21 protein-coding genes and 2 pseudogenes are annotated in these 20,095 nt (G+C 42.6%); 5 read left to right on the top strand and 18 right to left on the bottom strand.

Features of this window, described 5'->3' with window-relative positions; translation table 11 throughout:
- Positions 1–2: 2 nt before the first annotated feature.
- From HMPREF1195_RS11325 to HMPREF1195_RS11400, 4 genes and pseudogenes are all read right to left on the bottom strand, one after another.
- A pseudogene (locus HMPREF1195_RS11325) lies at positions 3–331 on the bottom strand (IS30 family transposase); the annotation flags it as partial.
- 243 nt (positions 332–574) lie between these two features.
- On the bottom strand, positions 575–850 hold the full coding sequence (locus HMPREF1195_RS11465) for a WCX domain-containing protein (protein ID WP_461531929.1): 276 nt from the start codon (positions 848–850) through the stop codon (positions 575–577).
- Between the two features lie 69 nt (positions 851–919).
- Positions 920–1,087: pseudogene (locus HMPREF1195_RS11460) on the bottom strand (WYL domain-containing protein); the annotation flags it as partial.
- A gap of 66 nt (positions 1,088–1,153) precedes the next feature.
- Positions 1,154–1,525 carry a hypothetical protein gene (locus tag HMPREF1195_RS11400; protein WP_329601249.1) on the bottom strand — a complete coding sequence of 124 codons (372 nt, stop codon included), beginning with the start codon at positions 1,523–1,525 and terminating at the stop codon, positions 1,154–1,156.
- A gap of 193 nt (positions 1,526–1,718) precedes the next feature.
- On the opposite strand from HMPREF1195_RS11400, the gene HMPREF1195_RS10535 reads away from it, so the two are divergent.
- From HMPREF1195_RS10535 to HMPREF1195_RS09625, 3 genes are all read left to right on the top strand, one after another.
- The gene (locus HMPREF1195_RS10535; protein WP_023920119.1) at positions 1,719–2,339 is read left to right on the top strand and encodes a 3'-5' exonuclease; all 621 of its coding nucleotides are present in this window, start codon (positions 1,719–1,721) and stop codon (positions 2,337–2,339) included.
- A gap of 108 nt (positions 2,340–2,447) precedes the next feature.
- Positions 2,448–3,137: a hypothetical protein gene (locus HMPREF1195_RS09630; protein ID WP_023920118.1), complete on the top strand. Its 690-nt coding sequence runs from the start codon at positions 2,448–2,450 to the stop codon at positions 3,135–3,137.
- Positions 3,134–3,940 (top strand): Nmad3 family putative nucleotide modification protein, encoded by an 807-nt coding sequence (locus HMPREF1195_RS09625; RefSeq protein ID WP_023920117.1) that lies wholly within the window; start codon positions 3,134–3,136, stop codon positions 3,938–3,940. The genes HMPREF1195_RS09630 and HMPREF1195_RS09625 overlap by 4 nt, the downstream gene beginning before the upstream one ends.
- Before the next feature lie 167 nt (positions 3,941–4,107).
- Here HMPREF1195_RS09625 and HMPREF1195_RS09620 read toward each other — a convergent pair whose 3' ends face one another.
- The 3 genes from HMPREF1195_RS09620 to HMPREF1195_RS09610 form a co-directional block, all read right to left on the bottom strand.
- Positions 4,108–4,743 carry an SdpI family protein gene (locus HMPREF1195_RS09620; protein WP_023920116.1) on the bottom strand — a complete coding sequence of 212 codons (636 nt, stop codon included), beginning with the start codon at positions 4,741–4,743 and terminating at the stop codon, positions 4,108–4,110.
- Positions 4,730–5,011, bottom strand: coding sequence for an autorepressor SdpR family transcription factor (locus HMPREF1195_RS09615; protein WP_023920115.1), 282 nt, complete (start codon positions 5,009–5,011; stop codon positions 4,730–4,732). The genes HMPREF1195_RS09620 and HMPREF1195_RS09615 overlap by 14 nt, the downstream gene beginning before the upstream one ends.
- 495 nt (positions 5,012–5,506) lie before the next feature.
- Complete coding sequence (locus HMPREF1195_RS09610; protein WP_023920113.1) at positions 5,507–6,109, bottom strand: hypothetical protein; 603 nt, start codon at positions 6,107–6,109, stop codon at positions 5,507–5,509.
- Positions 6,110–6,320: 211 nt separating this feature from the next.
- Between HMPREF1195_RS09610 and HMPREF1195_RS09605 the strand changes: the two genes are divergently transcribed.
- Both HMPREF1195_RS09605 and HMPREF1195_RS09600 read left to right on the top strand, forming a co-directional pair.
- Positions 6,321–7,238 carry a helix-turn-helix domain-containing protein gene (locus HMPREF1195_RS09605; RefSeq protein ID WP_023920111.1) on the top strand — a complete coding sequence of 306 codons (918 nt, stop codon included), beginning with the start codon at positions 6,321–6,323 and terminating at the stop codon, positions 7,236–7,238.
- A 417-nt stretch (positions 7,239–7,655) separates the two neighbouring features.
- Entirely contained in the window at positions 7,656–8,825 is a 1,170-nt protein-coding gene (locus HMPREF1195_RS09600; protein WP_023920109.1) for a CynX/NimT family MFS transporter, read from the top strand.
- A gap of 86 nt (positions 8,826–8,911) precedes the next feature.
- Here HMPREF1195_RS09600 and HMPREF1195_RS09595 read toward each other — a convergent pair whose 3' ends face one another.
- From HMPREF1195_RS09595 to HMPREF1195_RS09545, 11 genes are all read right to left on the bottom strand, one after another.
- Positions 8,912–10,027, bottom strand: coding sequence for a LysM peptidoglycan-binding domain-containing protein (locus tag HMPREF1195_RS09595; protein ID WP_023920107.1), 1,116 nt, complete (start codon positions 10,025–10,027; stop codon positions 8,912–8,914).
- Positions 10,028–10,612: 585 nt separating this feature from the next.
- A complete protein-coding gene (locus HMPREF1195_RS09590; protein WP_023920105.1) occupies positions 10,613–11,236 on the bottom strand; it encodes a V-type ATP synthase subunit D in 624 nt (207 codons plus the stop codon).
- 3 nt (positions 11,237–11,239) lie between these two features.
- Complete coding sequence (locus tag HMPREF1195_RS09585) at positions 11,240–12,625, bottom strand: V-type ATP synthase subunit B (RefSeq protein ID WP_003002370.1); 1,386 nt, start codon at positions 12,623–12,625, stop codon at positions 11,240–11,242.
- Positions 12,612–14,402 (bottom strand): V-type ATP synthase subunit A, encoded by a 1,791-nt coding sequence (locus HMPREF1195_RS09580; protein WP_023920103.1) that lies wholly within the window; start codon positions 14,400–14,402, stop codon positions 12,612–12,614. Before HMPREF1195_RS09580 ends, HMPREF1195_RS09585 begins: the two co-directional genes overlap by 14 nt.
- Before the next feature lie 33 nt (positions 14,403–14,435).
- Positions 14,436–15,140 carry a GNAT family N-acetyltransferase gene (locus HMPREF1195_RS09575; protein ID WP_023920101.1) on the bottom strand — a complete coding sequence of 235 codons (705 nt, stop codon included), beginning with the start codon at positions 15,138–15,140 and terminating at the stop codon, positions 14,436–14,438.
- Positions 15,137–15,457 carry a V-type ATP synthase subunit F gene (locus tag HMPREF1195_RS09570; RefSeq protein ID WP_003009443.1) on the bottom strand — a complete coding sequence of 107 codons (321 nt, stop codon included), beginning with the start codon at positions 15,455–15,457 and terminating at the stop codon, positions 15,137–15,139. Before HMPREF1195_RS09570 ends, HMPREF1195_RS09575 begins: the two co-directional genes overlap by 4 nt.
- On the bottom strand, positions 15,438–16,457 hold the full coding sequence (locus HMPREF1195_RS09565; protein ID WP_023920099.1) for a V-type ATPase subunit: 1,020 nt from the start codon (positions 16,455–16,457) through the stop codon (positions 15,438–15,440). The genes HMPREF1195_RS09570 and HMPREF1195_RS09565 overlap by 20 nt, the downstream gene beginning before the upstream one ends.
- A 9-nt stretch (positions 16,458–16,466) precedes the next feature.
- The gene (locus HMPREF1195_RS09560; RefSeq protein ID WP_013904422.1) at positions 16,467–17,057 is read right to left on the bottom strand and encodes a V-type ATP synthase subunit E family protein; all 591 of its coding nucleotides are present in this window, start codon (positions 17,055–17,057) and stop codon (positions 16,467–16,469) included.
- A 70-nt stretch (positions 17,058–17,127) separates the two neighbouring features.
- Positions 17,128–17,607 carry a V-type ATP synthase subunit K gene (locus HMPREF1195_RS09555; RefSeq protein WP_003009435.1) on the bottom strand — a complete coding sequence of 160 codons (480 nt, stop codon included), beginning with the start codon at positions 17,605–17,607 and terminating at the stop codon, positions 17,128–17,130.
- Positions 17,608–17,637: 30 nt separating this feature from the next.
- Positions 17,638–19,599: a V-type ATP synthase subunit I gene (locus HMPREF1195_RS09550; protein WP_023920097.1), complete on the bottom strand. Its 1,962-nt coding sequence runs from the start codon at positions 19,597–19,599 to the stop codon at positions 17,638–17,640.
- Complete coding sequence (locus HMPREF1195_RS09545) at positions 19,589–19,912, bottom strand: hypothetical protein (protein ID WP_023920095.1); 324 nt, start codon at positions 19,910–19,912, stop codon at positions 19,589–19,591. The genes HMPREF1195_RS09550 and HMPREF1195_RS09545 overlap by 11 nt, the downstream gene beginning before the upstream one ends.
- Between the last annotated feature and the right edge of the window lie 183 nt (positions 19,913–20,095).

Here is a 20,095-nt window from a genome sequence, read left to right as displayed (position 1 = left end):
TGTCAAATTAAGCTAGACATTTTCACCTGGCTCAGATAAACTTGATACAGAGTTTTGAGGTTCAATGACTTCATTGAGATTCGATTTCTCTTATCAGCTAGAGCTGATAAGAATGTTTGATAAAATCTACTAAAATCCATCTGCTTGGAAGTACATGGCATCTCAACAAACCGTTAGAATGGTCATTTAGTCCGCGTTGACTAGGGTGCCCAGGATCCACAAAGAAAATATCAACGTCCTATTTGTTAGAAATTGATTTCCAATTTGAGAATTCCTTCCCACAATCAAAAGTGATGGACTTAAAGAGATTCTTAGGAAACTGGGACATCCAAAGGATATAATTTCAGTATAAGTATATCATAAATAACAACAAAATTTTTACTTTTCGAAAATAAATCTTTCCCTAAAAATTTGGAATTTGAAACGATGAATATGCAAAAACAACCGGAAAAGAAACAGTTCCCAACTAGTTCTTCTCTGGTTGTTTTTTATAAATCATACATAAAATAAACTTTTCTAAAAAGAAAACCGGATGACTCTTTTAAAAATCTAATATATATTAATGATTAGTTCACTATCTATACTGATCTAACATATTGTTGATTGTTTGCTTTAAATCATCTACTAATTTTTGAGGTTTAGTGATCACCAAACTATCTCCCTGACTTAGTAACCACCTTTTCAGACCTGGAGTATATTGGGTTTCAATCTCCATAACTGTCTGATTTTCTTCTTGGCTTAAAATTCTTGTATTGGGAAATTGATCGAGAACAATAGATGGATCATTATTAAACTTGAGCCTGATTTTTATGAGAGATCCTGAAAATGCATCAACTTTTATGTTTCTCACATCTCCATCACGAAACTTATTGCGATGGGGTATGTTTGGTTTCTTACTATCGCTTAATTTCCATCTTTTGATACGATCAATTTTAAACGTTGTATATGTCTCATGCTTAAGGTGATATGCAACTAAATAGAAATAGTGAAAATCATAATACATTGAGACTGGGAAAACGATGTGCTTTTTTACAACATCCGTATAGGGACTTTTATATTCTAATTCAATTACTTGTTCATAAATAATCTTTTCTGAGAGCTCCCATGTTTTAAGTATACGATCTTGCTTGTCAGAGATCGGCTCGTAATTTAATTATTCGCTAGCTATAACTGATTCGATTAATTTTTTATCATCTATTGAGAGTGTGTTTAATAAACTATTTATCACTCTATTAAATTCATTTTTATTTAATGCTCTGTTTTCCAACAATATTTTAGATATAAACAGTACTTCTTGCTTTTCTATAGTTGATGGTCGATCTATTGAATATTTTTTTATATCTCTATTGTAAACAAGATTACCTAAAATACTTGAATGAACAGACACAAAATATCTCAAAAATGATAAATCTCTTTGTATTGTTCGTTCATTAACTTCAAATTCATCTGCTAGAGATTTCTTTTGTAATTTCTCTCCAAAAAACAAACGTAAAAATATATTAAGAATTCTTCCTTGATCATTCATATTGATTACCCCACATATTAAAAATTATAACATACTAACAAACCTTACAAAATTTGTTTTTTACAATCTTGACAATTAAAAAGGACAAATATTGTCTATCTGATCTGATATAATTAACACATAGTGAGTTTCTCACTAATGCTTTTAGAAAAAATTTAATTAATATTTTACCTTTACTTAAGGAGTTTGGATCATGGAAGAAATGCAAATTGTTTATCAAGGACAACATCAATCTTTTGAATCTTTATCATATATTGTATTCGATATAGAAACAACCGGATTAAATGCCACTAAAGATGAACTTATTCAAATTAGCGCCGTAAAAATTGAAAAGGGAGAGAAAATTGATAGTTTCAATGAGTATATTACTCCTTCTCAACCTCTCAGTGATTTTATAAAAAAAATTACCAATATTACAGATGAAGATATAATGAATTCAAAATCATTACCAGAAGTACTACAAGACTTTTTAGATTTTGTTCAAGATAGTGTACTTATTGCTCACAATATAACTTTTGAAATGAAGTTTCTTCAAGAAAAACTAAAAAATTTTCATTACCTGCCATTAGAAAATACGTATATCGATTCTCTGGAACTCGCTCACCGTATTTATCCAGATAGAAAAAGGTATGGGCTTGTGTCACTGATCCGAGATTTTTTGAACAGTGAAGACTATAGTGGCCAAGGTTGTTTGGCAGGTGTAAACGCGCTTTGCAAACTGTTTCCTATCATGTTAAACGAAACCCTAGCCAAATATAATTTTAAAGAAATTGAACAACTAAATGATTTACCCGTAAAAAATCTATCTATATAAAAAATGTAATTCTAGAGTTTTTTATCTTTTGTCTTTGAAAAATTCCCTACATTGACAATACTTGCACTAGGTAAATTATAGATTTTATTTAGGAGAAAATAGATTATTATGAAAAAACAAACTATTGTTTATTGTTATAGGATGACCCATGATTATGGTATAAATCCTTGTGTTTTTACTGAAAATTATGATAAAACACCTCAGCTTCTAAGTGAAGGTGGTTGTATGCAGCAGTTAAGAAGAAACATTAAGAAGAACTGGGCCGATAAAATTAATAATAATGAAGTGGATGCATACATAATGGCGATAGCTGGCCATTCGAAAGATGGTCAACAGTGGAAAGATGACCAAGGCACCTTTATTACCCCCAAATACAATCATTTAATTTTTGTGGCTAAAATTAGTGAAATTATGACTATGGGAGAATATTTAAGATCTCCAAAGTCAGAAAATCGGCGGGATTCGTATACTTATCAATGGATGATTGAGCATGATGGATTGCATAATACTCATTTTATGAATGAGGTGGTTATTCTCGCAGACCGTTTTAGCTATTTTGGAAAATCTCCTCTTGAAATACCTAAGGAAATCCTTTCCTTTTTTCCTATGGGAAGCCGAGCTAGACTAAATGGCAAACCATTTCCGCGATGGAATGCAAAAAATGGTTTTTATAATTCAAATGATCGATTTATGGATACTCTAGAGTTAGCAAATTTTGCTGAGAATTTACTAGGATCACAAAACAAAATTATTGATTTACCATACCATCCATTCTACATAAAAGGAAATAAACTATGAAAATTATTTTATCTAGAAAAGGGTTTGATTCATCTAATGGAGGAATTCCAAGCCCAATCTTACCTGACGGAACCTTATTATCATTACCAATACCTGGGAAGTTTGATAACTTATCTTTTGATGACTTAAACTATAACGGGGTTAGTTTCTCAAATATTTTAAGACAATTGAGAGGAACTGAAGATAAGACTAATCATTATAACTGCCATCTTGACCCTGATATAAGAGAAGGTCTGAGAAATGTGCCTGTCTCTGACTGGAAACCTGCATTTGGACAGATTAATAGTTCGCAAGGTTTACTACGAAACCAAAATGTTGCGGTTGGGGATCTTTTCCTATTTTTTGGTTGGTTTAGACAAACCGAAGGAGATATTCAGAATGGAACACTACATTTTAAAAAAGGTTCACCTGATTTAAATATTATTTATGGTTATTTGCAAATTGGTGATCTAACAAATAATCAAGATATATTGAAAAAAAGTTATTCTTTTCATCCTCACTCTAACAATCATCTGATCAATGCTAAATCAAATATGTTGTATATGCCCAGTGATAAATTAGCATTTTCATCTAATTATAAAGGTTATGGAACATTTGATTTTGATGAGAAGAGGGTATTAACCTTGAGAGGAAAAAGCCGGAGTGTTTGGAAAGAAATCCCTGCATTAAGGCCTGAAAATCTATGTGGTAATCATAGAAATTCTGCTAAAAACGAGGGAATACAATATTCTGGAATATGGCAGGAAAAAGTATTAGTGGAGAACAAAATCTCAACTAATTGGGCAAAAAGTCTATTTTCGTAATTGGAAGGCAAATTAATGCATATTCTAGACATTCCAGCAAGAGGAAACATCTACCAAACTGTTGACCTGAATTGCTATCGGCATAAGAGCGTATTCTTATGAAAACAAGCAAAAACAACCGGAAAAGAAACAGTTCCCAACTAGTTCTTCTCTGGTTGTTTTTCATACTAACGATTTTTCCGACTTAATTGATAAGAGTACATCACAGGGATAAACACAATGGCGAGGATGACCAGCACCAATACATAAGAAAGCGCGAATTGAAGGCCTGCTTCAAGTAGAAGAATCAAACCTCCGAGGACCCACAACTTCCCTGCCAAGCGATGGGTTTTGTGCCAGTTATCTTCACTCTGCAAGGTCCAAGGCAGACGGATTCCAACCGTGTGATTCACTTTTAGCTTAGGCATGTAATTGCCCATGATTACAAAGATGAGCCCTAGCAGAACCGAAACAAAAACTGATGGATTGGTAGTAGATCCTAGCGCCTTGCTATAGATGAGATAGGAGGTACTTAAGGAAACGATTGGGGTCAACCAGTAAATCGCTCTGATCATTTTCTCATTCATAGCGCTATTCTTAGAATCGCGACCGATCATAAAGATCATAAACAGATGCACCATGAGATCGAAAATAGGAAGACCAAACACAACCAGGGGTTTCGATTGGAAGTTATTGGCCTGGCCAGCAAAATTGAAGTGAATCGGGATTTGGTTAGGCAATTGTGGCCAAATCATCAGCCCCCAAAGCATGGGGAAAAGGATCACCATAGAAGTTAATAGCAATAGTTTTTTATTCGTTTTCATCAGTAGAGTCTCCTTTCAAATCAACGAGCCAGACCATTAAATCCTCCAAGACTGAAGTATTGAGTTCATAGTAGATAAAATTTTTCTCTTTTTCCTCTCGAATTAAATCTGCCTGCCTGAGAATGCTTAAATGATGGGAAATGGTCGCTCCTGCTACATCAAAGTGGCCAGCGATATCGCCCGCGGATAATTTCCCCGCCTTTAGCAGTTCTAAGATACTTCTTCTTATCGGATTCGATAAAGCTTTAAATGTTTGCGCAAAATTCATTCTCTATCTCCTCTATTCTATTTAGAAATCTTTCTAAATAGATTCTAGTACTTTCAGATGGGTTTGTCAACTCTATTTAGAAAAAAATCTAAATAGTTTCTGTTGTAAACAAAATATCAGACCTAAGACCGATTCTTATAAGCAGCGTCTTTTCTTAAGTTTTCTTTAAGAAATCAGCCTTATAATAAAACCATCAAATAAAGACCTCCTAACTTTGTTTGATAGAAAATCCTAAACTTTTTCATAATAATCTCCCTATAAGAGCCACCAAAACCGGTGGCTTTTTCTATGTACCTTAGCGAACGGTAGTGAGCTTAGGTACGTTGACGCAGTTCGAACGACAGTGAGAACTACGATCCTTAATACGTTAGCGAACTTAAGTACATGGATGCCTTGCGGAACTACTTTTTACAGGACAACAAAATAACCTCCACGAGAGCTCTGATTTTCGATCATGACTCTTGGGAGGTTTTTTCATCTTTTATCTTTTTGACATTACATATCTTTGTGGATACGATAAGTATTGTAAGCAGTGACTACATTAGCAACGGCGCTGACCCTTGAGCTACGTGCAATATCGGCTTGTAGGGCATTGGCTTCCTCTTGCAGATTAACTTGCGTTTCATGGAATTGTTGCATTTCAAGCAGATTATAGGCTTCTGGCAAAGTAGAGGCACGGCCTTCTGCGATTAAGTTATATAGTCGGAAGAGATCGTGGTAGTTGTAAAATTTTTGCGGGAAACCTTGCATCCCTTGTTGGTAGGCTGGTTGGCTGATTTCCTGGTTATAAAGGTCCTGGACATTGGCAAGAGCTTGCTTGGCTGGGGCTACAAATACAAAATATTTGATCGCAATCAACCCACCCATCAATCCAAGCATCAGTAGAAAACCGTGCATCAGGTGACTTTGTTCCAACAGAAAAATCGTAAAGGCAAAAAGAAGATTGAGGGCCAGTGTGACCGTGATTGGCCCATTGAGTCTCTTCGCTGCTTTATTTAATCGGTTTTGTTGCCGTTGAACTTCATCCCAAGCAACTGCTGCAGGGGCTGTTAGCACGCGCTTTTCATCTAATAGTTGTAAAATTTCTTGTGTCGTCATTGTAAATCTCCTTTTGTTATAAGCTTATCTTCTGGAATTGACCTTATTTTATCAAAAATCCCTCCCTAAAAAAGGGGCATGTAAACTATAGTTTCATTTTTCTTAAAAATTGAAGAATTTCTAGTTTTTTTGTCAAAAATTAAACTCTGAGTTTAATTCCATCCCTTTTTGAGGTATACTAATAGTATGATAATTGAAAGGAAGCCCCCCTATGTCCTCATCTTCGCCATTTGGTCCAACATTTCGTAAGATTCGTGAAGCACGCGGTCTTTCTCTAAAAGAAGTCGCTGCAGATATTGTCTCTCCTCAGTTCCTCAGCCAATTTGAGCGTTCTCAAAAAGGAGTAACCATTGAGACCTTCTCGCGCCTCTTGCTGTCTATGGGGGTGGATTGGGATACCTTTTTGTCCCATTATCCTGGCTTAACCATTCAAAATTTCAGCCCTATTTTGATGAAGCACATCAATCAAGAAAACATGGATTTTCTGTCCATTATTGAGCGCTTGAAGCACGAAAAATCACCCGTTGCAGAGGAGAATAAAGAGCTCTGGCAACTCTATTTGCGCTCGCTTGAAATCAATGTCAATAACGCGATGGGAAAAGAAATCCATCTGGAAGACGCACCTGTGTCGATTCAACGAATCGCTCAAGAAGTACCTTTTGCCTATCAAAATGAAATTGAGCAAGACTTCACCATTGCCCTTTTATCTGTCTTGCCCTATGAAGTCGTCGCTAAGATTCGAAAGGAATCCTTGGAACTTTTTGAAAGCAGTTATTCTGCATACTCTGCCAATGCATTGGCCTCTTTGCTGTTAAATCTGGCCAACTACCTGATAAAAAAAGAACTCTACCTAGAAGCTCTGAATTTTCTTCAATCGATTAACCAGCTTCGCAAGCGCAAACCGATTTTAAACACCAGTATTTCCATGCAGTTAGAATTTATGCAGGTCTATGCCTTCCTTGGCTTAAATGACAAAGAAGGGATCTACCGTGCCAAGCAGGTCCTAAAAGCCCTGGAAGGCTTGATTGCACTTGAAAATTTCGGAAGCCCGCTTGTTCAAATCAAGACAAAATTCATGTTACGGGTCAACGAACTCAACAAAACCGGCATTGATTTCTTCAGTGAATAAAGACGTCTCAGACTTTAGACCGATTCTTTCAATCAGCGCCTTTTCTTAAGTTTTCTTTAAGCAAACCGCCTTATAATAAAACCATCAAATAAAGACCTCCTAACTTTGTTTGATAGAAAATCCTAAACTTTTTCATAATAATCTCCCTATAAGAGCCACCAAAACCGGTGGCTTTTTCTACGTACCTTAGTGAGTCAAGTCCAATAGGGGCGTAGACGAACTTAGGTACGTTGATGCAGTTTGAGCGAAGCGAAAACTACGTTCCTTATTCCTTTAGCGAACGTTAGCGAGCTTAGGTACGTTGATGCAGTTCGAATGACAGTGAGAACTACGTTCCTTACCCTTCATTTGCACTAATACTCCAATTTATGCTCCATCTATGTTATAATGAAGAGAATTTTTGTCTGAGGAGGATTTATGAAAAAAACACATTCTATGCTATTCATCCCGGGCATCATTATGCTTGGGATTGTTTTACGAACACCATTTACTACGCTTCCGACGGTCTTGTCTGACATCGCAGCTGGTTTGGAGGTGGATGTGAGCTCTCTGGGACTATTGACTAGCTTGCCACTTCTCACCTTTGCCATTTTCTCACCTTTTGCGATTCAATTTGCTAAAAAGTTGGGGATTGAGCGCCTCTTTTTCCTAGTTTTGATCGCGATTACGATCGGATCTGCCATTCGGATTATCAACCTCCCCTTCCTCTATCTGGGAACCATCTTGATTGGAGCTGGCATCGCCTTTCTCAATGTGCTACTTCCAAGCCTCATTCAGGCGAACAGACCCCGTCAACTAGGCATTCTGACCACTTTGTACATCACTTCTATGGGGATGTCCACAGCGATCGCCTCTTCTTTGGCCGTTCCGATCACCAAAGCCACTTCTTGGCAAGGTTTGGTCAACATCTTGACAGCCTTGTGTGCTCTTGCTTTGGTCATCTGGATTCCTAACCTTCGCTACAACCACCATCTAAAAAAGACGGCCACTACAGAATCTAGTAGCAAGTGGTATACCAATAAATATGTCTGGGCTATCATGATTTTCGGAGGCTTGCAGTCACTGCTTTTCTACACAAGTATGACCTGGCTTCCGACCATGGCTGTTCAAGCTGGCCTTTCAAAGGTTGAATCTGGACTACTGGCCTCCGTGTTCACCCTGATCAGTCTCCCATTCTCCTTGACGATCCCAAGTTTAACGACACGATTATCCGATCGCAATCGACGCTTGATGCTTGCGATTGTTGTCGGAGCAGGGATTCTGGGGGTAGCCATGCTCTTAATCCCGACCAGCAACTTCTTCTACTGGTTGGTATTAAATGCCCTAATTGGCAGTTCTGTTAGTTCGCTCTTCCCTTACCTCATGGTCGCTTTCTCCATGAAATCCAGCACACCTGAAAAAACAGCTCAACTTTCTGGTCTTGCCCAAACAGGAGGCTACGTCTTTGCAGCCTTTGGTCCCATCCTCTTCGGCTACAGCAAATCTCTCTTCCACTCTTGGACACCTGCCATTCTTATGCTCCTGGTCTTAACCATTATCATGGCCATTGCCCTTTATCAGGTGGAAAAAGTCGATCATATTTTATAATCATCGTCTGGCTGGAAGATTCATCTTCCGGCCTTTTTTGTGCATACAAAAAAAGAACTAGGCACTTGTCCTAGTTCAAAGTTTTATTATCCGTTAAATGAGATATGTACGTGGTCGTTGTGGTTTGCTGTATCTCCACCACGGTCCGGCATTTGGTTCCATGTATTAGCTGGTCCGTAAATGTTATTTACTGGCATGTAGAATTGTTGTTTCCAGATAATATATGAGATACCTGCACGGTCCATGTTATCAATCGCATACTGTGCAACTTGATCTCCAAGCTCTGAATTTGTTGGAACCATCACGTCTACTGCAAGTCCTTTACCATGGTCTTCTGGATCCCCTTCACGGTAACCACCGATGTTTGTGATACCGAATTTCGCTGCAATTTCTTGACGGAAAGCTTCCGCTTGCGGTTGAAGATTTGGATCAGTTGGAATAGTATTTCCGCTTGTTGGAGTTGATGCTACTGGTTGCACTTCAGGTGCTGCAGTCGTTTCTGCTGCTGGTTGTGCTGCTGGAGCTTCTTCTGCTACTGGAGCAGATTGAGGAGCAGCTGGAGCTTCAGGAGCAGCAGCTGGCGCTACTTCTTGATTTTGTACTTCAACATTGACAGCTGGAGCACCATAGTTTGGTGTTTCTGGAACAGCTGGTTGTGCTGGTGTTTCTGCTGCTGGTACTTCAACCACTGGAGCTTCCGCTGGTGCTTCTTGAGTTTCTGCTGCTGGAGCAACTGGAACTGCTTTGTTATCTTCATTGACTGGTTTTGACAAGTCATTAACAGCGACTGTTTGGTCGTCAACTGTCACTTGGTTTGTTGTCAAATCAGCACTTGCAGTTGTAGCATCTGTCGCACCTGCTTGAGGAGTTTGGATTTCAACTGAAGTTACTTCTTTTTGATCATTTACTGTTGTTTTCAAAACAGTACCTGGGTAGATCAAATCCATGTTGCTGATGTTGTTCAAGTTTGCCAACACATGTACATCGATTCCAAGCGCCTCTGCGATCGAACTCAATGTATCACCATATTTGATGGTATAAGTTTGTTGGTTTTCACCGCTTTGTTGGATATCATGTTTGATTTCATCTACTGAGCGAGCTACCCAATCTTCAAGTGTTTCTGCAGTGGCTTTTGTAAATGGAATCACTGCAAGAGCTACTGTTGAAGCGATCAAGGCTTTCGTATTAACTTTTAATTTCATCTTTTATCCTCTTTTTTCTTTGTTTTTTTGCTCAAGATTTTCTTGAACAAATTAACTACTATACTATCTTATCACAATTTATAAATAATAAAAGGCCTTTTTGGCTATTTAACAAAACTGTATTTTTCTTGTAACATTTCGTCTTTCTTGTCACATTGTTACAAACTAGTAACATGAAAAGAGGGTGGTGGAAGAAGAGTTCGAGGGCGCAAAAAAGCCTCATCAAGGAATGGTTTCTTGATGAGGTTCTTGTATTTTTTAAGTAATTGAGGCCGGCTGAAAAGCTGGGTGAAAAACGCAAACTGTAATAGTACTAACTTCAAAGGCACAGTAGCTGATTGGATTTTTCTCTCGCTTTAAGAGCTCGGAAAAATACTAATCAGCCTTGTGGGGGCAGGACAACGAAGCATTCTATACAACAGTGCTTCTGTCCTGCTCCCTATTTTCCTTTGAGTTGCTTAACGGCTTTGTATCTTGTGAATTGAACACGCCCTAAATGCTGGGTGAAAAAGATAAATTCTCTTGTGAGCATCGCTCACTGCAAGAATTTCCTATTTTCACTTTGCATTTTACGGGCTTTGTATCTTACTTCACCTTCATGATTCTGACGAGGTTGGCGCGTTCGGCTTCTTCGAGTTTCATTTCGATATAATAGATAGTTTCTTTGAGATCTGGGATGGTCGCATACTCAAGTCCATTCACTCGACGGCGGGTTTTCTCGATTTCGTCTGCCATAAGTTGGCAGCTTTTTTCGATTTCCGCTAACTTGAGCAAATCTGGGAGTAGATCCCCCATTTCTTGGATGGTGCTATCCATTTGACTGTTGGAGGCGAGGTAGCTATAAACCACGTCCCCTTCATCATCTCCGTATGGATTATCGATACGGGCATGGAGCTTGGGCACGCGCACACTCATGACATTTTCTTCCTCAATATGCAGCATCACTTCTCGCGTGGGAACAGCAAAGATTTCTTCCACCATGAGGTCGCTCTCTAGTGACTTGGCCATCACGAAATCTTGCATATTGTCCACAAGCTCCGCCTCTACCTTTTGGCGCAGGCGATTATTCTCACGTACAGCTTCAATAAAGCGGCGCATGAGTTCATCCCGCTTGTCCTTGAGCAACTTGTGCCCCCGGGTTGCTGTCTTGAGGCGCTCTTTGAGAATATTAAGCTCCATCCGAGTTGGTTTTACATTTAATCGTGCCATAGGCTAATCCTCTTTGTTTGGCAGATACTTGTCAATCATCTCATCCTTGATCCGTTTAAGCTCTGTTCGCGGAAGGATAGATAAGAGTTCCCAACCGAGATCCAAACTTTCCTCAATCGTCCGATTGGTGGTAAAGCCTTGGTTGATGTATTCTTGCTCAAAGCGGTCCGTAAATTTGACATAAAGCTTGTCGGTATCTGACAAGGCAGACTCCCCAAGCACTACAGCCAGTTCTTTGGCTTGTTTTCCTTGGGCATAGGCCGCAAAGAGCTGGTTCATAGTCGCCGCATGGTCTTCCCGAGTCTTGCCTTCACCAGAACCCTTGTCCTTCAAACGAGAAAGGGATGGAAGAACATTGATCGGTGGGCGGTAACCACTATTGTAGAGATCGCGGGACAAGATAATTTGTCCTTCCGTGATGTAGCCTGTCAAGTCAGGGATGGGGTGGGTGATGTCATCTTCTGGCATGGAGAGGATCGGAATTTGGGTCACCGATCCCTTTTTCCCAACCAAGCGTCCTGCACGTTCGTAGAGGGTCGACAAGTTGGTATAGAGGTAACCTGGATAGCCCCGACGTCCTGGAACCTCCCGGCGGGCAGCAGATACTTCCCGAAGGGCCTCACAGTAGTTGGTCATGTCGGTCATGATGACCAAGACGTGCATGTCTTTTTCATAGGCCAAATATTCTGCTGCGGTCAAGGCGATCCGAGGAGTCGCAATCCGCTCGATAGCTGGGTCGTTGGCTAGGTTGATAAAGAGGACAGAGCGGTCAATCGCTCCTGTCTCCCGCAGGTCGTTCATGAAGAACTCGGCTTCTTCAAAGGTGATTCCCATGGCCGCAAAGACCACGGCGAAGTTTTCTTCAGAATTAAGAACCGTCGCTTGACGAGCAATCTGAGCCGCCAACTCCTTGTGAGGGAGACCAGAACCTGAGAACACGGGGAGTTTTTGGCCCCGAACCAAGGTATTCAAATGGTCAATGGCTGAGATCCCTGTTTGGATAAATTCATCCGGATAGTCCCGCGAAACAGGATTGATGGCTTGTCCATCAATGTCCAAGTACTTCTCTGGGATAATCTCTGGACCACCATCGATCGGTTTGCCCATCCCGTTAAAGATACGGCCCACCATGTCTTCAGACACAGGGAGTTCTAGGGGACGTCCGGTAAAGCGGACTTTGGCTTTTTCCAAGTTGATCCCGCTAGATCCTTCAAAGAGCTGGACCATGGCCTTGTCTTCTTGGACTTCGAGGACTTGTCCCTGACGGGTCGTTCCATCATGAAGCTTGATTTCTACGAGTTCATTGTAGTGAACCCCTTCGACCTGATCGACAATCATCAAGGGGCCAACAACTTCGCTGACAGTACGATATTCTTTAATCACGCTCATTGTCTACTCCTCCTTTTGCGACGATTTGGTGTAGGGTTTCTACGATTTCTTCTTTCAAGGCTTGGATGGTTGCCAATTGATCCTCATGGATGAACTTGCTACGGGCAATGCGGTCTCGAAGAGCCACGGTTCCTTCCATGATTTCTGTGAAGTAAGCCCCTAATTCTAGAGCTTTTTGACTTTCTTGATCAAAGGTCAAAATGTTGGTCAACAAGGCCACCTGCTTGCTGAAAGAGGTATAGGTATCGACCTCATCAAAGGCATTTTGTTGCAGGTAGTCTTCACGGATCATCTTAGCCGCATTCATGGTCAAGCGGTCTTTTTCAGACAAGGAATCTAGACCAACCAAGCGGACGATTTCTTGCAATTCACTTTCCTTTTGAAGCAAATTCATAGCGCGGGTCACTTTTTCAGACCAGCTGATTTGTTCATGTAAATCGATATAGCGACCGACTTCATCTTGGTAAAGCGAATAAGAACTCAACCAGTTGATGGCTGGGAAGTGGCGGCGTTGGGCCAATTGAGCATCTAAGCCCCAGAAGACCTTAACAATCCGCAAGGTATTTTGGGTCACCGGCTCTGAAATATCTCCACCCGGAGGGGAAACAGCACCGATAGCGGTAATCGAGCCTTCACGCGCAGTGGTTCCGAGTGTCTTGACCCGACCTGCACGCTCGTAGTATTCGGCAATCCGGCTACCAAGATAGGCTGGGTAGCCTTCATCCCCTGGCATTTCTTCTAGACGACCAGACATTTCACGGAGAGCTTCTGCCCAGCGCGATGTCGAATCGGCCATGATGGCAACGGAATAGCCCATATCACGGAAGTATTCGGCGATGGTAATCCCTGTGTAGATGGAAGCTTCCCGCGCCGCTACTGGCATGTTCGAAGTGTTAGCGATCAGAACGGTCCGTTGCATGATGGATTGACCAGTTGTTGGATCGATCAATTCTGGAAATTCATTCAGAACGTCCGTCATTTCATTTCCGCGTTCCCCACAACCAACATAAATTACAATGTCTACATTGGCAAACTTGGCCACTTGGTGTTGCACAACTGTTTTCCCAGCTCCGAAAGGACCAGGAACAGCTGCAGCTCCACCTTTTGTCACAGGGAAGAAGGTATCGATGACCCGTTGACCGGTGACCAAAGGCTCTACTGGGATGAGCTTTTGGGCAAAGGGACGGCCTCGACGAACCGGCCATTTTTGCATCAGGGTTCCAGTAAAGAGGCTACCATCTGCCTGCTCAATCTCATAGACCGGCTCTTCCACTGTGTAAGAACCTGCTGCGATCTTGGTCACACGTCCACTCACACCAAAAGGCACCATGATGCGGTGTTCCACCATATTGGTCTCTTGAACGGTCCCGACGATGTCTCCAGCGACCACCTCTGTCCCTTCAGTCACGCTTGGTTCGAAGGCCCATTTGATATCCCGATCTAGATTTGGAACTTGCACCCCACGAACCAAAAAGTCACTGGCAGTAACTTCTTGGAAGCGTTCCAAGGGACGTTGGATCCCGTCAAACATCTGAGAGATCAAGCCTGGTCCCAATTCAACAGAAAGGGGGGCTCCGGTTGTGACCACTGGTTCTCCTGGACCGACTCCAGACGTTTCTTCATATACTTGGATAGAGGCTTCGTCCCGCCGCATCTCAATAATTTCACCAATCAAACCAAGATCGCCGACCCGGCAAATGTCTTGGATATTAGCCTCCTGCATCCCTGATGCAACCACCAAGGGACCGGAAACTTTAATAATTTTTCCTTGAGTCATGTATTCCTCCTGGGAATCCTTTGTTTCTTTGTTTTACTTTTGCGCTATCTCTCTTAGAGCTTGCTTTTGTTGGCCATTGGCATCGAAATTGCTTGGATCCAACCAGGCTTCGAAGCGCTGTTTGATAGCTGGCCATTCTTGATCAATGATGGACAACCAGTCTGTATCACGGGTCCGACCTTTATAAACAACAGCCTGACGGAAACAGCCTTCATAGGTGAACCCTAAGCGCTCAGCTGCTTTGCGAGATGCTTGGTTTAAGGCATCACATTTCCACTCATAGCGGCGGTAGCCTAAATCTTCAAACACGTAGCGCGCTAACAGATACTGAGCTTCCGTAGCCATGCGTGTCTTTTGGAGCGCTGGTGAATAGGTCACTGCTCCAACTTCGATCACCCGGTTGGCTTGATCGATCCGCATAAGAGAGAAAGTCCCCAAAGCCTTGCCTGAATCTTTGTCTACAATCGCATAGTAAAAGCGACCTTGGGCTGTCATGAGATCATCTAATAAGTGGTCCCACTCCTCCTCATTGCGGGCAGGGCCTTTGAACAGAAAGGTCCACATAGCTGCTGGAGAGTCCGGCCCGTAGACCTGATAAAGATCTGCTCCATGTTTTTCTTTTGAGAGGCGCTCGATCACAGTATAGCGACCTTCGATCCGCTCAATAGCTGGCAGACGCCCCGGTGTAAAATCCGGCAGTGCATCGCCAATCGCTTGGCCAAATTCATTTGTTCTCATAAAATATCCTGTCCTACTGCTTTTTCGACATTATCACGAATCCGCTGTTGGCCCAGTCCCGTAGTTCCTCTATGGGTCGGGATAAGGATCAGAGCCGGAGTCAGCTGCTGGTCGTAAAAAGCCACTGTATCTGGAATAGCCTGAGCAATATCCTCTGTCAGGTAGATAATCCCGAAGTTTTCCCGACTGAGTTTTCGCAGGGTATTGATCGCTTCTTGTGGCTCTGTGACCGGATAGGTTTGAAAGCCAATCAGGCGAAAAGGAAGGATGGCGTCCCGATTGCCCACAACGGCGATCTTATAGGTCTGTTTGTCCATAAATCGGTCTCATCCTTTCTTTGATGTCTGCTAGCGGAAAACCATTGTCCAAACCAGAGAGGACCAAACGAAGGTTGGTCACCTCTAACTCTTTTCCGTAAAGATAACGAACAAGAGGGAGTGGTCCATCAACTTCAAAACGGCCAGCGTCTAGAAGACTGAATTTCACCAAACTCTCTAAATACTCCAACTCTACGGTCTTTAGTTGACCGGTGCGCATCTTTTCTTCATAAGTCTCTAAAGCGAGATCGTACTCTAGCGGATTGACTTGATAAAACCAGGTCAACCACTGACCGGATTCTAGCAGGTCGATCACCTGATGGGCACTGAGGCTCCCTTCATCTGAGAGCAATTGGTGCATAAAGCTATGCGGTTTTTGCTGATCCAAGGCCCGCTTAACTGTAATCGCATTGTAAAAGTCAATGGTCACGTCCACCAACTGCTTCAGAATCGGATGATCTAGGCTGTCCCCTAAGTATCTCAGGTGTTTAAAATAAGCTAAGTCCATCCCGATTTCGAGGACCCGCAAGTCCTGATAGTCTTGGAATTCTTGCCAGGTTGCAGCCACTTCTTCCGCCATAAAGGCCGGACAATGCTCCGCAGAAAAGGTCGCCACCAAATGCTCGAGCACATCGAGAGAATAAGGACCGATAGGGATCAATAAGTGCCCCAACTTGCGCTCTGTCGCCTTGTGTTTCAGACAAACCTTGAGATTATGATAGGTGTATTTCAAGGTAAACAGGCTAACCAAGTCTGGCTGAGGGCTTACCTCAAAAGCCCATTGGTATTCTGCCAACAAGGCTGCCATCAGGCGGGCTTCAAGGGCTGATAAATCCTTGATCTCCTGGCTGTCTAAAGCATAAGGTGTTCCTTGTAGCAAGCCTTCTCGGCTCTCGCTTGAGGGACTTGCGAGCAACTGCTCGAACTGACTGGGACTGACAAAACTAGCCTCACGTACGCTGATTCCTGTATTGACTTGAGAATAGGTCCGTTCGCTCATTGCAACCTCCTAGTTCTCTTCATCTGTGAAAATGCTGGCTGCCATCTGGTAGCTTTCTTGCTCCCAAATGGAATCCACCAAATCACGGTAGAGATAGTTGTCATCAATCTTCCCAACCGACAAGACAAAGCCTGCTTGAGCTGGGATTGTTGCATCTGCAACTGTCACATTCTGATGCGTCTGCTTCAATCTCTCGAGAGCTGCTGAATCAAATTTAGCAGCGCTCACTGCCCCAAAGGTCAGGGTCACAACTTGTCCCTGATAGCGCTCTAAGACCGCATCTACAAACTGCATTTCCTTTTCAAGGGGCCAAGCCACCATCGCTTCATAAGCATCTGCAAAGAGATCCTTTAAGACTCGTTGCTTGGTGACAAGGGTTGATTGGCGTTTTTTATTTTCGATTTGTTGGGTTTCACGTTGCAATTGACGTTGAATCCGCTTGAGCTGCTCGGAGCGTTGATTGAGTTTATCTTGGATCAAACGCTCTTCTTGTGCAGTCTCTTCTTTTAGGATGGTTTCCTTGGCCTCTTCTAAGAGTTTACGCCCTTTTTCGTGGGCTTGGGCCAAGATCGAATCCTTTAATTGGGTTTGTTCATCCATATCGTTTTTTCTCCTATTGCATGCGTCTTGTGTTTTTCGCCTCGTAAGGCGAATCCATCAAAGCTAGCTCTTAGCCGACGCGTAGGGTCAATAGGAAGGACACAACGAAGGCCAAGATGGCGTAGGTTTCAACCATGGCCGCAAGGATAACCCCTTTCATCATGTCTTCAGGGCGTTTGGCCAAAATTTGCATACCTGCTGTCGCAACATTTCCTTGGTGTTTTGCTGAGAAATAACCAACGATCGCAACTGGAAGAGCTGTAAAGAAGTAAGCAACTCCTGTTTCAAGTGGCATATCTGGCTTAATTTGCAACCAGATCAAGATCCCGATAACGAAACCGTACAAACCTTGTGTACCTGGCAACAATTGCAAAATCAAGGCTTGGGCAAATTTTTCAGGTTGTTCTTTCAAGAGCGCTGCTGCTGCTTGACCCGTTTTACCAACCCCAAGGGCAGATCCCATTCCACTGAGTGCAACGGCGATCGCCACACCAAATGCTGCAAAGAAGGCGCCCCCATGGGCTGAAAAGTATGATGCTAAAGATTCCATGAATATACTCCTATTTATTAAAGATAATACTTATTTTTTTGTTTTAATATAGCGTTCAGAAGGTTTGAGAGGACGAAATGGCTTGCCTCCTCCTTCGTAGAACTTACCGAAGAACTCCACAAAGATCAGACGGGCTCCATGCACATATCCTGACAAGAAGGACAGGAACATATTAATGGCATGTAGAACGATAAAGAGTAGAAGCCCTACCGTAAACCGTCCAAGCGGTGGAAAGAGATTGACAATGAGGTTAAAGGCCGAACCGATACTCGCTCCAGACAAGCCCAAGGCCATCAAACGGGTGAAGCTGACCAAGTCTCCGACGTACCCACTAACATTGTAGAGGTTAAAGAGACCAGACGCTAAACCGGATAGCTTCTTGGCACTGACAATGGAAACAATCAAGATCCCAATGGCATTCAAAATAGCCAGCCACTTGCCAATCGGAACTAGAAGGCTCATCCCTGGCAAGATATTGCCTACAGCTAGAAGCATTAAACCAAGTAGGATCAAGACCCAAGCAAAGCCCGCATTATAGGCTTCCGTGTAGTCTTTGAGGCGAACATTTTTCATTCCTCCTAGGAAGAGGCCCACTAAGACAGTGACAAAACCAAAGACCACTGAGAGGATCAGGATGGTCATGGCGTTACTGGTCGTACTGATCAAGGCAAAAGGCATCTCAAATCCAAAGAAAGAGCCATAGACCACACCCCAAAGGGCAACTGAAATTCCGAGGAGACTGAAGAAACGAAGGTTCTTGGCTGTCCCAGGCTTGAGCTTGAAGGCTTTAAGGGCAAAGCCTGTCGCCAAGGTTAGCAACAGTCCATAACCGATATCTGCGACCATCATGCCAAAGAAAACAAAGTAGAAGAGAGAAACGATTGGTGTCGGATCTTTCTCGTAATACTTAGGCAGGGCGTACATCTCTGTAACTAATTCAAAGGGCTCTACCAAGGCATTGTTTCGCAACTGAATCGGAACGTCATCCCAATCTTTTTCCGTCACATCGCGTGTCTCTAGTAAGACCCGAGAACCAAAACCTTCTTGCAAGAAGTCTCGTAATGAGTCCACTTGGGATGTTTCAATCCAACCCTCTAGGGCTACCAAGCTTTGCGTGCTGGCAAGAAGCGACTTGGCTTCCTCACGAGCTCCCAAGCTCAACAAGTAATCCATCTGGTACTTGAGTTGGTCCAACTCCTTCTGGGAGTTTTGTAACTCTGCTAGGATTGCTGCAACGACAGCTTCTTGCTCTTTGATTTCCCCTTCTAGGCGATCCAAGTAAGCGGCTGGGACTTGCTCTTCTTCATAGTCCAATTCTTTGAACCCATGGTCTTCTAGAAGCTCCTGAACAGCTACACGATCTCCCGAACGATACAAGATGACATAGCCGTGTTCGGTTTCAGACGTAAAGACTTCTTCTAACTCCAGCTCAGGATGAGCTTTTAAGGAAGAACGAACAGCGTCTGTATCGCTATTCGGGATGGTTCCAATCAAACCATGCACATAGTGAAAGGTAGCAAGGGCAGCTGGTGTCACCTCTAACGGGCGCCATTTTTCTAAGCGTTCGATCTCTCCCTTTGCATCCGCAATCTTCTGACGAGCCTTGTCTAACACGCGCAATTGGCGTTTCAACTTGGTCAATAGAAGTTCCTCGTCTCGAATCATCCCGTGAGCCTGCAAGTCATCAAAAGACAAGCTTAAGGGTTCTTCCTTCAGAGCTTGCAGGGCCTTTTTCTCAGGTATGTAGGGCTCCAGAGTCTGAATCATTTTTTCAACTTGTTCTTGACGTTTTTGCAGCTCTACCAAGACTTGACGATTTTCCTCTGTCAAGGGTTGAGACAAGGTATTTGCCTCAAAGGCAGCCTGCCATTCTTCATGCTCACTGAGGTCATAAATCTGGATTTTTGCCTCAGACTGTAGCGCTAGTAGGAGACTGTCCAAGTCATCTTTGGGTAAGATGAGGGACAGTTTTTGCATCTGACTAACGGCCATAGCTTGCTACCACCTTTTCTACAATGGCTTCAACTAACCCAGCTCGCTTGTCGGTCATCGCCTGTTGTACCTTGGCATCATTGCGCGCAACCGTTTCTTCCAGATCTTTCGTTAAACGGACGAGTCTTTCCTGAGCGTTTTTTTCTGCCTCTGTGACCAATTGCTTGGTTTCCTCATCGTAATGCTGCGCCACTGTTGCAAGGCGATCGCGCGAATCCGTCCGAATTTGCTCGACCTGATCTTCATAGCTGGCGATCACTCCTTGAGCAGCTTGTTCGATCTCTTGCATCATTTCAAGTGTTGCATTCGACATCGTCACACCTCCTTATTCAACCATTGTTCTTCCAACAACAGTACAATTATCTTAAATTATACCACAATTCATATCGTTTGTTCAGGCTAAATCTAGAATGTTCAGAAAATTATGGATACGCACTAAGGCCGTCTTTTCAACATTGGTAACGTTCTCTTTATTTGTATATCCTGTTCCTAGTTT

It is taken from the genome of Streptococcus parasanguinis CC87K (assembly GCF_000507765.1).
GTDB classification, from domain to species: Bacteria; Bacillota; Bacilli; order Lactobacillales; family Streptococcaceae; genus Streptococcus; species Streptococcus parasanguinis_J.
Note: the sequence above shows the minus strand (reverse complement) of the source record. Positions and strands in the feature narration are given on the sequence as shown.